Annotated in this window: 10 protein-coding genes and 1 pseudogene; 4 read left to right on the top strand and 7 right to left on the bottom strand. The window is 38.3% G+C overall.

Annotated features, from left to right (window positions below):
* Nucleotides 1-92: 92 nt before the first annotated feature.
* Nucleotides 93-1,754, bottom strand: coding sequence for a DNA repair protein RecN (recN, locus tag OGI71_RS00545; RefSeq protein ID WP_282253385.1), 1,662 nt, complete (start codon nt 1,752-1,754; stop codon nt 93-95).
* Between the two features lie 452 nt (nt 1,755-2,206).
* On the opposite strand from recN, the gene OGI71_RS00540 reads away from it, so the two are divergent.
* Entirely contained in the window at nt 2,207-2,821 is a 615-nt protein-coding gene (locus tag OGI71_RS00540) for a SprT-like domain-containing protein (protein WP_282253384.1), read from the top strand.
* A gap of 67 nt (nt 2,822-2,888) precedes the next feature.
* A complete protein-coding gene (locus OGI71_RS00535) occupies nt 2,889-3,302 on the top strand; it encodes a hypothetical protein (protein WP_104385601.1) in 414 nt (137 codons plus the stop codon).
* Between the two features lie 269 nt (nt 3,303-3,571).
* Here OGI71_RS00535 and OGI71_RS00530 read toward each other — a convergent pair whose 3' ends face one another.
* From OGI71_RS00530 to OGI71_RS00520, 3 genes and pseudogenes are all read right to left on the bottom strand, one after another.
* The gene (locus tag OGI71_RS00530; protein ID WP_077438329.1) at nt 3,572-3,832 is read right to left on the bottom strand and encodes a hypothetical protein; all 261 of its coding nucleotides are present in this window, start codon (nt 3,830-3,832) and stop codon (nt 3,572-3,574) included.
* A gap of 421 nt (nt 3,833-4,253) precedes the next feature.
* Nucleotides 4,254-4,781 (bottom strand): PDDEXK nuclease domain-containing protein, encoded by a 528-nt coding sequence (locus OGI71_RS00525; protein WP_282256113.1) that lies wholly within the window; start codon nt 4,779-4,781, stop codon nt 4,254-4,256.
* Nucleotides 4,782-4,847: 66 nt separating this feature from the next.
* A pseudogene (locus tag OGI71_RS00520) lies at nt 4,848-5,267 on the bottom strand (DUF1016 N-terminal domain-containing protein); the annotation flags it as partial.
* Nucleotides 5,268-5,543: 276 nt separating this feature from the next.
* On the opposite strand from OGI71_RS00520, the gene OGI71_RS00515 reads away from it, so the two are divergent.
* On the top strand, nt 5,544-6,146 hold the full coding sequence (locus tag OGI71_RS00515; protein WP_282253383.1) for an SMI1/KNR4 family protein: 603 nt from the start codon (nt 5,544-5,546) through the stop codon (nt 6,144-6,146).
* Nucleotides 6,147-6,346: 200 nt separating this feature from the next.
* On the opposite strand, the gene OGI71_RS00510 is transcribed toward OGI71_RS00515, so the two are convergent.
* A complete protein-coding gene (locus OGI71_RS00510; RefSeq protein WP_282253382.1) occupies nt 6,347-7,681 on the bottom strand; it encodes an SWIM zinc finger family protein in 1,335 nt (444 codons plus the stop codon).
* A 4-nt stretch (nt 7,682-7,685) separates the two neighbouring features.
* A complete protein-coding gene (locus tag OGI71_RS00505; RefSeq protein WP_282253381.1) occupies nt 7,686-10,796 on the bottom strand; it encodes a DUF6493 family protein in 3,111 nt (1,036 codons plus the stop codon).
* A 227-nt stretch (nt 10,797-11,023) separates the two neighbouring features.
* Between OGI71_RS00505 and OGI71_RS00500 the strand changes: the two genes are divergently transcribed.
* Nucleotides 11,024-11,905 (top strand): hypothetical protein, encoded by an 882-nt coding sequence (locus OGI71_RS00500; protein ID WP_282253380.1) that lies wholly within the window; start codon nt 11,024-11,026, stop codon nt 11,903-11,905.
* A 400-nt stretch (nt 11,906-12,305) separates the two neighbouring features.
* Here OGI71_RS00500 and OGI71_RS00495 read toward each other — a convergent pair whose 3' ends face one another.
* On the bottom strand, nt 12,306-13,271 hold the full coding sequence (locus OGI71_RS00495) for an AraC family transcriptional regulator (RefSeq protein ID WP_282253379.1): 966 nt from the start codon (nt 13,269-13,271) through the stop codon (nt 12,306-12,308).
* Nucleotides 13,272-13,349: the final 78 nt, after the last annotated feature.

Below are 13,349 nucleotides of genomic sequence, written 5' to 3'. Positions count from 1 at the left end.
TTTTATGACCCTGTCCATCCATTTTTTACCGTTCAGAATAACGGTCCTTTTTTATGGATTTTTATAATCTTTATTATACTTACGAAAATAAGCTATCCCCTCAACAACAACTCGGCATGTTCCACCGCAGCATCCGTCGGTTTTGCTCCACTCAGCATCTGTGCAATCTCTTTTACCCTTCCGGATTGATCTAAACGAACAATATTCGATATCGTACGATTGGCTTTGTCTTCTTTGTATACCTTAAAGTGCGCCGCACCTTTTGAGGCTATTTGTGGCAAGTGCGAAATAGCAATCACCTGCATATTTTCGGCTAGATTTTCCATGACCTCTCCCACACGTAACGCAACCTCACCCGAAATTCCAGTATCGATCTCATCAAAAACAATCGTTGGCAAGGCCGAAGTTTTAGCAACCAGCGACTTTATCGCCAGCATCACACGGGACAGTTCCCCTCCTGAAGCTACGCGATGAATATATTGCAATGCCTGCCCCTTATTGGCCGAAAATAGAAACTGAATGGTATCTATTCCAGACTCACGCATCTCACCATCTTTTAAGGGCTCTAATACAATCTGAAGTACCGCATTTGGCATACCGACATTCGACAGAGTATTTTGCACGTCCTTGGCAATCCTATCCAGCACCAATTTGCGAGCCTCCGATAGTTCCTTCGCATTCCGCAGTGCAATAGCTAACTTATCTATAACCTCAGCTTCCAATCGTTCCAACTGTTCATCGGAGGAATTGATGGCGACTAGCTTTGTCTCCAGATCATCTCTAAGCTGAATGAGTTCCTCAACAGAATCAACATGATGCTTTTTCTGTAATGAATAAAGCAAGCTCAATCGTTCATTAATCTCCAATAAAGTTCCTTCATCCAATTGCGTATCTTCTTCAAGTGAGGCCAATTCTGCAGCCACATCTTTCAGCTCGATCAAGGTACTTTTCAATCGCACAGAAAGATCAGACGCTTCGGGCAAAAAAGAAGATATACCCTCAACTTGTGTCATTGTATCTTTCAATTGGGTCAATATCGCTGTATCGTCGTTTTCCAACAAATGCGAAGCTGCATTTAACGCCCGTTTGATATCCTCGGCATTTTCCAATTGACGCTGCTGCTGTTCGAGTACCCCTTGTTCTTCAGCAACCAGCTTCGCTCCATCCAGCTCATCAAACTGAAACTGAAAATAATCCAATTCTATTGCAGCTTTCTTTACCGTCTCTTTCAGTTCCTCCAATTCTCGCTTTGCCTTTTTATAGGCCATATAGCTTTCTTTGTAGTTCTGTTTCAATACAAATGAACCAGCAACACTATCAACAACTAGAAACTGAAATTCCTCCGTATTGACTTGCAAAGTCGCGTGCTGCGAATGTACATCGATCAATTGCTCGCCCAATTGCTTTAGTATCGCCAATGTAACTGGCGAATCATTGACAAAAGCACGGGATTTACCATCTGGCGTTATTTCCCTTCTGATAATCGTATGATCCGCATAATCTAGATCATTCTGCTTAAAGAAGCTATTTAATTGATAAGCTCCAATGTTAAACTCTCCTTCGATCACGCATTTTTTTGATGGATCAAAAAAATGTTTCCCCTCTGCTCTGTTGCCCAAAATCAGGGAAAGCGCTCCCATAATAATGGATTTACCCGCTCCAGTCTCCCCAGTAATCATATTCAAGCCACTATCAAATTGGATTTCCAATACATTGATCAGGGCATAATTCTTAATATGTAAGGTATCTAGCATATTCTTGAAGGTCTATTTTACAGTTGAGAGGAAAACCGTTCCTCATCCGGATAAATCGTATCTTTTATAATCCTTTCTTTAGTAGGTAATTTACCTAAAACTCAACCGATTTCAATGCATTTTGTTTCAAAAAAATATTACACCGGTTTTGAGCACTGTCTTCTTGAATTTTATTCAACAGCACTAAATACTAAAAATAATATCAAAATTCCAAATAAAAACTAAATATTATAGTTAAAACACCTTTTTTATAAACAATTTGTAGTGCTTTTATTTGTAAATGTCGCTTCAAACCCATCATATTGATCGTACAAAGATGAACCAACCACCGCGAATTACTCCGCAGATTCCCAACGGACAAATACGATCTTTTGACAATAAAATGGTTGCCAGTGACAAAATAATGTCCTCTGATTATTATGTGAGCATGAATAAATCACTATTTTTACAGCATGCAAGATTACAGTGCAACGCTCAAAAAATACATGCCCGAAGAAGCTGCTCCGATTATATCCAATTGGATAAATCACACAGCATGCTTATTTAAAATTTCCCGGTCCAGAAGCACCAAACTGGGGGATTATCGTGCACCGTTTAAGGGTAGTCCTCATCGTATCTCAGTCAATCATGATCTGAATCCTTATTCCTTTTTGATCACGACCATACACGAATTTGCACATCTTCAGACCTGGAATAAGCATCAACACCGCGTAAAACCACATGGGACTGAATGGAAGAAACATTTTAAGGAGTTGATGGATCCTTTTTTAAAACTCAGTATCTTCCCAACCGATATCAATAGCGCGATACACAGTTATATGGAAAATCCAGCGGCATCGAGCTGTACCGATCTTCATCTTTTTCGTACATTGAAGACCTATGACAAGGTCAAAAGCAATGCACTTACAGTAGAAGCATTGGAGGATGGACATTTTTTTAAATTAAAGAATGGAAGGTCTTTTCAGCGGATTGAGAAAATACGAAAACGCTATAAATGTATGGAGTTAACCAGCAAACGCATGTACCTTTTCAACCCAATTGCAGAGGTATTTCTGCTAGAACAATGATTTTTAACAAATACATTCATTATATTTTTATCTTTGCTAACTTAGGAAACAATTAAAGAGAGCTTTTATGTTACACTTACACTCGACAATAGCAATTGTCTTATTGCTAGCCCTGGTGATATCTATTGTGATCACCTTAATGAACTATTTAGGCAACAAACCTTACAACCGTAAAATTGCCTTATTAGGTTTTATCGTATCGCATATTCAATTATTAGTGGGATTGATCTTATACTTCGTTTTGAAGTATCCATCGATGATCTCTGGCAGCGTGATGAAAGATCCAACATTACGTTTAAAAATCATTGAGCACCCTTTAACGATGATCATTGCCATTGTATTGATTACCATCGGTTACTCAAAAGCTAAAAAGATGGAAAATTCAAGAAAAGCAAATCAAACTGTTGTGATTTTTTACATCATCGGTTTAATTTTAATGCTTGCTCGTATTCCATGGGGGACCTGGTCATTATTTGCATAGTCTATACAGCAATCATAGCAAAAAGGCATCAATTGAATAATTGATGCCTTTTTTTGGGCATATCTAGTAAATAATTATCCTGCAATAGTTTACCAGCTTTCTCTTTGATGGTACTCTTTCCCATGCTGCCCTTTTCTGTTTGGGCTAAAATTTCACTTGTGTGTGAACTTACTTTACTCTTATCAACTTCCTATTAAAACGTCACATATAGATACAAAAAAGCCCCAGTAAAAACTGAGGCTTTCCAATATCATTAAATGACTTTTTAATTAGTCACGATTTTTTCCAAATCCCAAAATCCCGAAAACAGTTTTAAATGCAATAAGCGTACCTATGATCAATGAGATATTTGCTATCGCGGAGAACAAAAATGTTTGTTGTCCCATTGCAGTACATACATCCGGTACAAAACGGATAAATGTGCCTATTAAACCTAAAGCGATAGCTACTACCAATGTTTTGTAGTAATGAGTTTGATTCGCATTATTATCAGTTGTCTTTGGAGCTCTTGGTTGTACAGTTTCTGCCATTTCTATTTCGATTTTATTCGATACAAATGTACAAAATATTCTATGTTTGAAAAATAAAATTAAAAAAACCAGCAACGGTATAAAGCAGAAGCGGAAAAGAGATGAAGTAAGCATAGAATTTTTGATCAATTTTCAATCTAGCACCCCTCTATTCAAAGTATTTCTTGTGGTATTTTTCTTTTTTCTGCTGATAATCGAACCTAATCCAGATCATAAAAGGTCCTCTAGTACGGATATGGATCCAGCCACTATTTCACAAAAACTTGTGGGATTCACTTGATTTCATACCTAAAAAGTTTGAATGCGTTTGGAAAAATTTATTACCTTAGATCACCAATCACATAAACGAATCTCACAACACAAAGGCAGTATATTTACTACTATATTCAAAACATATTTGATTTAGAAGTCATTCATATATTTACTCTTCCCCACCCTTACTTGCAAAACTGTCCAGTTCTTTATTCACCTCATCCAGCAACTGCTTTTCGGTAGGCAAATAAAGCTCGTATTGACTGGCGACGATCTGTTTTTGTTCTTCGGGAAGGGTAAATTTCACGACCGCATCATTTTTACTCGCACAAAGTAAAATACCAATCGTGGGATGCTCATGTGGAAGGTTTTCAATACGATCGTAGTAATTGACATACATTTGCAATTGACCTATATCCTGATGCGTTAATTTGTGTGTCTTGATTTCAATGATCACAAAGCTTTGCAATAGACGGTTGTAAAAAACTAAATCAACAAAGAACTCATCGCCTTCAATATGTATTCGTTTTTGGCGGGCAACAAAGGAAAAGCCATTTCCTAATTCCAGTAAAAACTCCTGCAGATGGGTGATAATAGCGCCTTCAAGATCTTTTTCATAATAGGCACTCTCTCGCTTCAAACCTAAAAACTCGAGTACCATTGGATCTTTTATGATCTCTTTCGCATCGGAAGGCATCTTCTCTTTTTTTGCAACAGCCAACACGCTTTCTTTATCGTTACTAAGTAACAAGCGTTCATATAGACTGGTATTGATCTGTCGCTCAAGCTGTCTGACTGTCCAATTATTTTTAATGGTTTCGGCAATATAAAACTCGCGTTGTTCCTCGCTATTAAGACTTAAAAGTAGCTTGTATTGACTCCAACTCAATTGTGTCCACAGTGTAGACACAATTGGAAATGTGCGATAAAACTGGCGGTACCAATTCAACTGCCTAGAGGAAAAGCCGCTACCAAACTCAGGTTACAGTTCCTCCGAAAGGTATTTTATAATGTATTTTCCATAATCAGCCCTATCTTTGCCTTCCTGCTCCTGTTCGAAAATACGTTCGCCGATATGCCAATACATCAATGTACGCTGATGATCGACAGCACGAATAACATTATCTCTAGATTTGGAAATAATCGCCTTTATATCGGATATTAAAGTTTGATCTGATAACATGATTATCTATTTAATTGGTATTACTTCTGTAAGTGAATAGTACAAAGATAACTAAATACAGGTTTATATACTAATTATTTTAGTAAAAAATCATTTTCAAATGCTTATTATTAAACCTCAAAACTTGTCTTAAAAATCTATTAAACAACAATTAACAGATAAACGACTCTCAGCCCCTCTCCCCCAGACACATTAAATAAGTCAATTGTTCAATAAGTTGATATAGCTGCAATATCATAAAGTTTAATTAACTTCACTTTACTAGAGGAAAAGTAAATGAAAACAGCGGAAAGATATCTATTGGGCTTAAAAAAGGCTTATTATGACAATAATGGTGAGGAAACCTGGAATCATTTTGAACAGATCAAACAGGGCGCAAATAAAACAGATATAGAAAAGTTGCGAGAGACATTTCCAGCTATCCCTCCAGGACTGGTAGATTTGCTCGAATATGTCGATGGGACCTATTGGAGGACTTATGCCGATGAAGAAATTGCCTTCTTCTTTTTAGGCTCTGATTTAAATGAGTATCCTTATTACCTACTATCAGCTCAGGAGATGATCGACAATCAACATATTGCGCATACCTATTATGCCGACTATATTGACCGAAAGTACGATCATGTAGAGATTGATAATAAGATTACTGATAAATCAACGGACTTAAAATGGCTCCATTTTTCCGATTGTATGAACAATGGCGGAACCTCTCAATTATTTGTAGATTTCAGCCCCTCAGGAAAAGGTAAAAAAGGACAAATCGTACGTTTCGTGCATGACCCCGATGAGTTTCGTGTCATAGCGGATAATTTCGATGAGTATCTCCAGTTACTGACCAGTACGGATTATAATTTTATTGATGAAGAAGATATGTATTAGCACCCAAATATTAACCATATAGTTATATTATTGATGAAAACTGGGAATGGAAATAGGGTTAAAATAAAAATACCTTAACCTACCAGGAAGTTTTAGATTAGTTAAACGGGATTGATTAGGCAGATACCACCTAAAGCCAGGACGGCATATTTTGCCTCATGCTTTACCATAAAGAGGCAAAACATGAGGTAATACACACGCTACCCATTTAGCATTTTGACGGCTAGTATATGTTTACATAGCCCTCTTTTTCCCTGATGATTGGTAAACCAATTGCAGGTACATTGATACCTATCGCCCTGTATGACCACTGTATGTTGTACACCTGACCCATCGACTCGAGCTTCAATATAATCTGCTGTATTCTTGACAAATTGCACCCCGGCTGTCGCAACAAGTTTTTTGGCATTTTTTAATCGTGGATTTAATGCCAGGATACGCTCCATTTTAAAAGGCAGCCTGCGGTAATAATGCTGATGACTATGCAGATCATAGCCTAGCAAACCAATGGATGACAATGAAGCAGATAAAGTGTCCATCGTGTCAAAATCCACATCATGCTCAATGGAAAGCATCGTCGGGTCAAATAATTCGTTTGATTTGAGCAACCCATTGACAGCATGTATCCATTCATCGGGAACCGCTTTAATCATATTTTCCAATACATTCCCCTCTCCCGAAAACCCTCTATAACTATCTGGCGACAATGCAAGAGTCAATCTCATTTTACCAAAATCTGTTACAAATGCCACACTCTCCCCACCCTTTTCTTGGTAAATAAGTAATTTATCTGCATAACTGAGCAATCCCTCCAATAAACGTAATCGTTGTATCCCACCGATACGTACCGCATCTCCCGTACCTATGGGAGAAAACACAAAGCGGTTAGCTCTCTTGGTCAGATAAAACTCACCTTTCACATTCCCTTTCGGTATACCCTGAAATAACTGGATAAGCTGAATTTTATTTAATTCAAATTGCAGTTCCATGCCTGCCAAGTACAATTGTACTGAAGTCAGCCCCTTGATCCAGCGCGGTGGTAAAGTCACTTTCTTTTCGGTCACCTTCGCCTTATCGGTGCTGATAGCCACCTCATTGCTCCCGACCCCCAACACCATTTTTTCAGTCTTCTTGACAGCATTTAAGGCATTGAGCATAGGTTCATTGAAATCGACATTCGTGGTACCACTCGTAATAAATTCGCCATCAATGGCATCCTCCAATAAATCCAGACGCGCATAGACACCATTGCAGGAAGAAAAGCCCTCAAAACGAATCTGATTGCTTCCTGCAGACACGATAGGATCACGTAAACTTGGTGGTATAGGTCCAAAACTAGACCTTACAACTTTTGACAATGTCAACAAACATTTGGAAGTCAGCAACGGATCTGTCAAACTCCCCCAAAAGAAACAAGGTACATTGGCTACTTCCGCCAGTTCAGACTGATGTGCCAATACCAATTGCTGTATACCCGATTGTTGGGTCAGTTGTGAATTTCTTGCATAGCTAATCGCTAAATCTTGCTCTGCCATATTGTTATTTTCTTATTTTTTTCAAAATAGGTTGTAGACTCTTATAAATTTCCAGTTTCTCAAAAACCTGTTGAAGATCATCTGGAAAATGATGTTGCTCCTTGTTCATCAAATCGTAATAATATTCGATGATTTTCTTAAAATTGGTCGGCATTTTTTCAGCAATGTTGTAATGCGCAAAAGCCACATCCAATAGCTGCAATAAAGCATTGTTATGCTTCGAAGATATATCGCGGCATTGTTCCAGCACTTCAACACAACGACCGATCGGGCCGTAACCATTGCTCAGCAGCATTCCCAATTGTTCACCTAATACAGTGGTGTCCAATCTATTTTCATTAACTGCAGCCAGAATGACTTCAACAGCCATCGCACGCACCTCCTTCTCTTTATTAAAGAGTGAAGTTGCCAGGTATAGATTGGACTGCTGATCAAAACGGAAAAAGTCGTACAGCATCTCCTGTAGGTAAGCTGCTGAAGATTTTCCGCCAATATCACTCTTACTATTCAGCCCCATCGTTAAAAATAGGGAAAGACTTTCCGTATTCTGCGGCATCAAACTATGCATGTAGGGGACATCAGCCCTATACAAATAATAAGACAGTAAAGTATCATTCCCACGGTTGAAAATATCTTTGTGATACAAAAAGGCCTCAGCCCCCTGTTTGTAAGACGGGAAATGATAGGTCAGCTTATCACCGTTATATACCTGTTCCGATTTTCTAGTTGTGTAGTTATAACCGTTATAATAGGTTGGTTCTATTTTCAATGCCGGACGGAATGGCTGTGCAGCAAAAGGAATATCCGCTAAAGGCTCCTTGGCAAATTCTTCAAAATGGGTATCCCGATGATGCGTGCGCGCCGCGGTAGCCCATACACCAATCCAATTGACCTGATCGGAATCTTTGGAAGACAATAAATTTTTAAGCCAGGATTGCTGCTGAACCTTCATCGGATCCAGCCCCAGAGCATAGCTGATCACATCCTGTACCTGCTGTTCCTTTATTTGTTTTATCAGGGCTTCAATTCCTTCCAGATCTTCACGGACAGTACGGCTCAGGGCTATGGACAAATCCAATAAATTGATCTTCACTCCTGCCTCCTCATAAGCCAAAATACGCTCAACGAGAACGCTCGGTGCGATCCAAAATGGCTTATGTGTCGGTAAACTCAAAAGCGGCAGGCGGATACCATCAATCCGATAACGTTGCAATAGTTCCAATTGGCTCCCCATCAGACTGACCCATTTGGAGTAATTGTGATACCGATCCTTATCTTTATATACGACAGTGGGTTTATAATACATATTAATGAAGGTCCCTGAGAAATGATTGTACCAGGAAGATTCACGATAGGCTCCTGTCAGTTGTTTAATGTAAGGTTCCAGCTGTATCTGATAGTCTGCTGGAAACACAGCCGTTTGTTGCACCCATGCATTCATTAGGATCTCCACCTGAATCGGGTCAGAGCCTCCGATTACCTCCCCCACCTTGAAAAATAACTCGTTCCAGGTCTTTGGGTATTCATAAGCTTCGTTCAGGCAACGAACTTCTGTTGGATGATAAATATATTGCTCTGAAGATTGACCATTAAGCTCTGCTAGGATTTCATCTTCAGAATATCCATCTTCTTGCAAAAGATGCTTCAGGTCAACAGCCACTGTACCCATCATTTGGGCTTTATATAACTGAAGCTTACCGGAAAGTTCTTCTGAAGGCTCTATCTGATTTTTTAAGATAAACTTCGCCGCCCTTTCCTGTAACTGCAAATCCGAGATCATAAAGATATCCGACGTTAGCGAAACAAATCGTTCCCGCCATTCCGGTTTTTGCTTCAATAGCTTATCAAATTGAATCAAAAGAGTTTTAAGACTTGACTTAATATCAGTCCGCATAAAGATAGGTTCGGCCCAATCTAAAAATTCCTGTAACTGGAAATCACTATGCGAGAAGAATGGTTTTAGATAATCGACCACAAAATTGATCACAGCGCTATGTTCAGCATGCAATAAGGGAAAGAACAGTTGCTGATGTTCAATCACTGTATTCTCGGAAAGCTTCATCCGTTCAATAAGCTTTCTGAAATAGCTTTTTAGATTATTATTCCAATTTTTGGTTTGAGCTTCGAGCGCTCCAGTAATGATGAGTTTCGGATCAATTTTTCCGTTTTCCAACAACGTATCAAATACCTTATCCCATAACAGTTCATTGACCGTGTTCTGATAATTATAATTCCAATACGTGCTGTGAATGCCCGTTTCATAAGCAAATACCAAAGGGATATCCCGTTGGACCGTCAATTCATCTGTTGTCAGAAGCTCAAAAAACCTTTTTGATTCATAATTATTAAAACCAGAAATTGAACTTGCATAAAGCTCCGGTTCAAAATCAACATGTCCCATTTGCTCCAAAAAACGGAGATTGTCGTAATTAATCTGCTGCCACTCATTTTTACGAACTAACTGTAATAAATATTCGCCCAGCCAATTGGGCTTGGCATAGGCAAGGATCTGTATCACCTCCTTACTCCGGGCCTGGTTCAAAAGTTCATGAAAAATATCCCAATTACCGGCATCCGAGCCAGAAAATGTGGCGAGAGCTAGTAATTTTACCGTACGCTGCTGCTCCTTCGTACCCCGTGTCCCCCAATTGTACTGCGCCTTATTTTTAAATTCAGGATCTTTGGAGAGATCACTGTAATCGACCCAATATCGCTTGGCTGCACGAATTTCTTTTTTTAAAATTTCGAGATTGCCACTGGAATATTCCTCCAGAAAAGGGATGATATCTTCCATCCTTGCCTCTTTGATAAGCAACTTCATTGCTGCTACCGCCTCTTCTTTTCGCTGGCTGGCAGCCGTTGGCTGTCGAACAGCTGATCCCTTGTCCTTACTATCTGAATCAACAGTACCATCTTCAGAATAACCTTTTTTTGTCTTCTCAGCAATTAGTTTTTCGGCATCCTTTAGACAGGCTTCCTCCGAATCGAAGGTTTTACTTTTACTTTGTCCCGCCGTTCCATTTCGACCATAGGTAACCGTATGTATTGCACCAGTTGTTTGTATTTCCCAAAATTTATCTGATGTACCGTCTATGTATTTTAAATGCTTAAACATTTTTTCTTAACGTATTATAAATTCTTTTCTCTGATGCTTAAATATAGGAAATTTAAACACAACAATAACCTTTCATTTGTACTTAAGGGACAATAATTGTATTTTACAGAACGAAGAAAATACATCCTTTAAAAAGGCTTCACGTTTATCTACTGAACTTAAGCGGTGCAAATCTCCCTTTTATTTTTTAATCAAAAAATCGTATATTAAACTTAAATCACAGCCATATGATACGCATATATCCCCTATTTAGTTTTGTATTGTTCTTCTCTGCAACAATGACAGTAAAAGCTGGTCTTTCACCCGATAAAAATTATTCTAAGCAATTAACGGATACGCTTCCCGAAAATATCAGAAAGTACATCACACAATTGGCCATTTCAGATGGCTTAGATAAAAACTCCATTAAAATAAAAACGGACAGCTGGGGCGAATTAACAGTTTCGGATAAGTGGAGTAATAGCGTCAAATACAGCAAAAGTCATTGGGACGGATATACAAAAACAGATAAAAGCGGACTTAAAACAGCTATAAAACAAGATTTTTCCGGCAATATCGTTGTAAAATACGACGACGGAAAGGAGACAACAGTCAGAAAAAATGGAAGTGGTGACTTTGATATTCCCAGTAGAGACAGGAGTCCATCCACTGTATCTATAAATAGCCTCAATAATTTGGAAATCCGCGACAGCAACGGAAATCTTACGACTGTTTCAAAAAATATCTTCGGCGGTTTAGATATCCGTCATGCAGATGGCAACCGCTCGACGGTGTCTAAAAATGCCATTGGTGGCTTAGAAATTAGTGACAACCAAGGAAATACCAGCAGGGTATCAAAGGATATTTTAGGAAATCTCACAATTGAAAGTAATAACGGGAAACGTACAACCATCAGAACGGATATATTGGGCGGTAAAACAATTGAAGATAACAACGGAAGTCGTATTTCGGTCAGAAAGGACATATTTGGGAATTATGAAGCCAGCGACAACAACGGAAACAGTGCTTCCATAAAAAAGGACATTTTTGGCAAAATAGTTATTGATGATCCAAAAGGAATTCTGGAAACTGTAAAACTGCAGCTGATCGAAGATTTATTGCAAAAATAAAAGCTATCATTCTTCACAACATTTTAGTCTGTTAATTTGAGTATCCGAGATATGAACAAGAAATTTCTGCAAAACCAATATAACAGTCAAATTAAACTTATCAGAAAAATCATTAAGTTCTGGAACTTAATACCTAGTGCACCATTGGATGAATTTGATCCATTGGCCCATAATTTATAAAACACTTATAAGAGAGGGCTGATAGAACGAAAATCAAGCGATTATCGCGAGCGATCTTCTTGTAAGATATGGCTTTTTCAACCATGAGATAGATGCGGAATCATTTGCCAATGAAATTATGGATTGGTGGTGTGATTAGCTATTAATAAGGTTATCGCCAAAGGAACAACTTGTCCGATTGAAGTTCGAGGAAATTTTATTAAAACAAAACAGATACAGCTCAACTATTCTTCAGCTCTTTGGGTGAATAGCCAAAATAGTTAGTAAAAGCCGTCGTAAAATGCTGTGGGTAGCTATACCGTAACAGTTTAGCAACCTCATTCACACTATAACCCATGTCTTTCAATAGGGTGAATGCTTTTTCCATCTGTATTTTACGGAGATATTGTGCGATAGTACACCCCTCGTATTTTTGGAAGCCTGCATTGAGCACTTTTATTGACACATTAAATAATTCCTCAACTTCTTTCAACCGAATATTCCCGATTTCTTGCTGCACAATCCAGTTTTTAACCAGTATGATCTTCTCATCATTTGAAAGACTCGTAACTTTAGGCACAGTCAGTTGATACTGTTCCAGACAGGATAATATTAACAATAATAACTCGTCGATCTTGATCCTATAAAAGCTTGATTTTAAATCGCTATGCAGATTGCAATTCAAAAGACTATATAACAGTTGTTTAATATCCGTCCTAATTGGTAGCGCATCACGAAACAGAAGAGCTGACTTATCACTTTTGAGATGTTCAACGAATGCGGCATAACCTGGAAACTTTCGGAATACCTCTCGTTCAAACCAGGCTTTGTCAAACATGATGTCAATACATTTGCGGTTCTTTTTATAATGCAGCTTGCCATTGACGCGGGGCAGATAAAACAGATTGAAGCAGTCCTCTTGAATTTCAATCGTAGTATCGTCATCGGTATACTTTGAATACCCCTCCAGTTCAAACTGTACTTTAAACACGCCGTCTTCCAACAAGACAGGCACAGTAACAGGATGACCAACTTCAGCCGAAGAATTAATGATGATAAAGTCATCATTAATAATAAAACGTTCCTGAATAGGAATATTATAAAAATTTACCTTGAAAAAGCATTCGCTGAAATCGTTTTCCTGATACACCATTTTTTGCTTATTCCGCAAATACTTGAGATTATATCGTTCCTTTAGTGGTTTCATATGCAATTTCTCTTAAGGTATCAAAATCGTAGGTTTTCAAATCCATATTTCGTAGAAAACTGTGTGAAATTAGGAATA

Source organism: Sphingobacterium sp. ML3W, assembly GCF_029542085.1.
Taxonomy (GTDB): domain Bacteria; phylum Bacteroidota; class Bacteroidia; order Sphingobacteriales; family Sphingobacteriaceae; genus Sphingobacterium.
Note: the sequence above shows the minus strand (reverse complement) of the source record. Positions and strands in the feature narration are given on the sequence as shown.

Coding starts and splice junctions, on each gene's coding strand:
- recN (WP_282253385.1), bottom strand. CDS start 1,754: ATGCTAGATACCTTACATATTAAGAATTATGCCCTGATCAATGTATTG.
- OGI71_RS00540 (WP_282253384.1), top strand. CDS start 2,207: ATGCAAGATTACAGTGCAACGCTCAAAAAATACATGCCCGAAGAAGCT.
- OGI71_RS00535 (WP_104385601.1), top strand. CDS start 2,889: ATGTTACACTTACACTCGACAATAGCAATTGTCTTATTGCTAGCCCTG.
- OGI71_RS00530 (WP_077438329.1), bottom strand. CDS start 3,832: ATGGCAGAAACTGTACAACCAAGAGCTCCAAAGACAACTGATAATAAT.
- OGI71_RS00525 (WP_282256113.1), bottom strand. CDS start 4,781: ATGCCTTCCGATGCGAAAGAGATCATAAAAGATCCAATGGTACTCGAG.
- OGI71_RS00515 (WP_282253383.1), top strand. CDS start 5,544: ATGAAAACAGCGGAAAGATATCTATTGGGCTTAAAAAAGGCTTATTAT.
- OGI71_RS00510 (WP_282253382.1), bottom strand. CDS start 7,681: ATGGCAGAGCAAGATTTAGCGATTAGCTATGCAAGAAATTCACAACTG.
- OGI71_RS00505 (WP_282253381.1), bottom strand. CDS start 10,796: ATGTTTAAGCATTTAAAATACATAGACGGTACATCAGATAAATTTTGG.
- OGI71_RS00500 (WP_282253380.1), top strand. CDS start 11,024: ATGATACGCATATATCCCCTATTTAGTTTTGTATTGTTCTTCTCTGCA.
- OGI71_RS00495 (WP_282253379.1), bottom strand. CDS start 13,271: ATGAAACCACTAAAGGAACGATATAATCTCAAGTATTTGCGGAATAAG.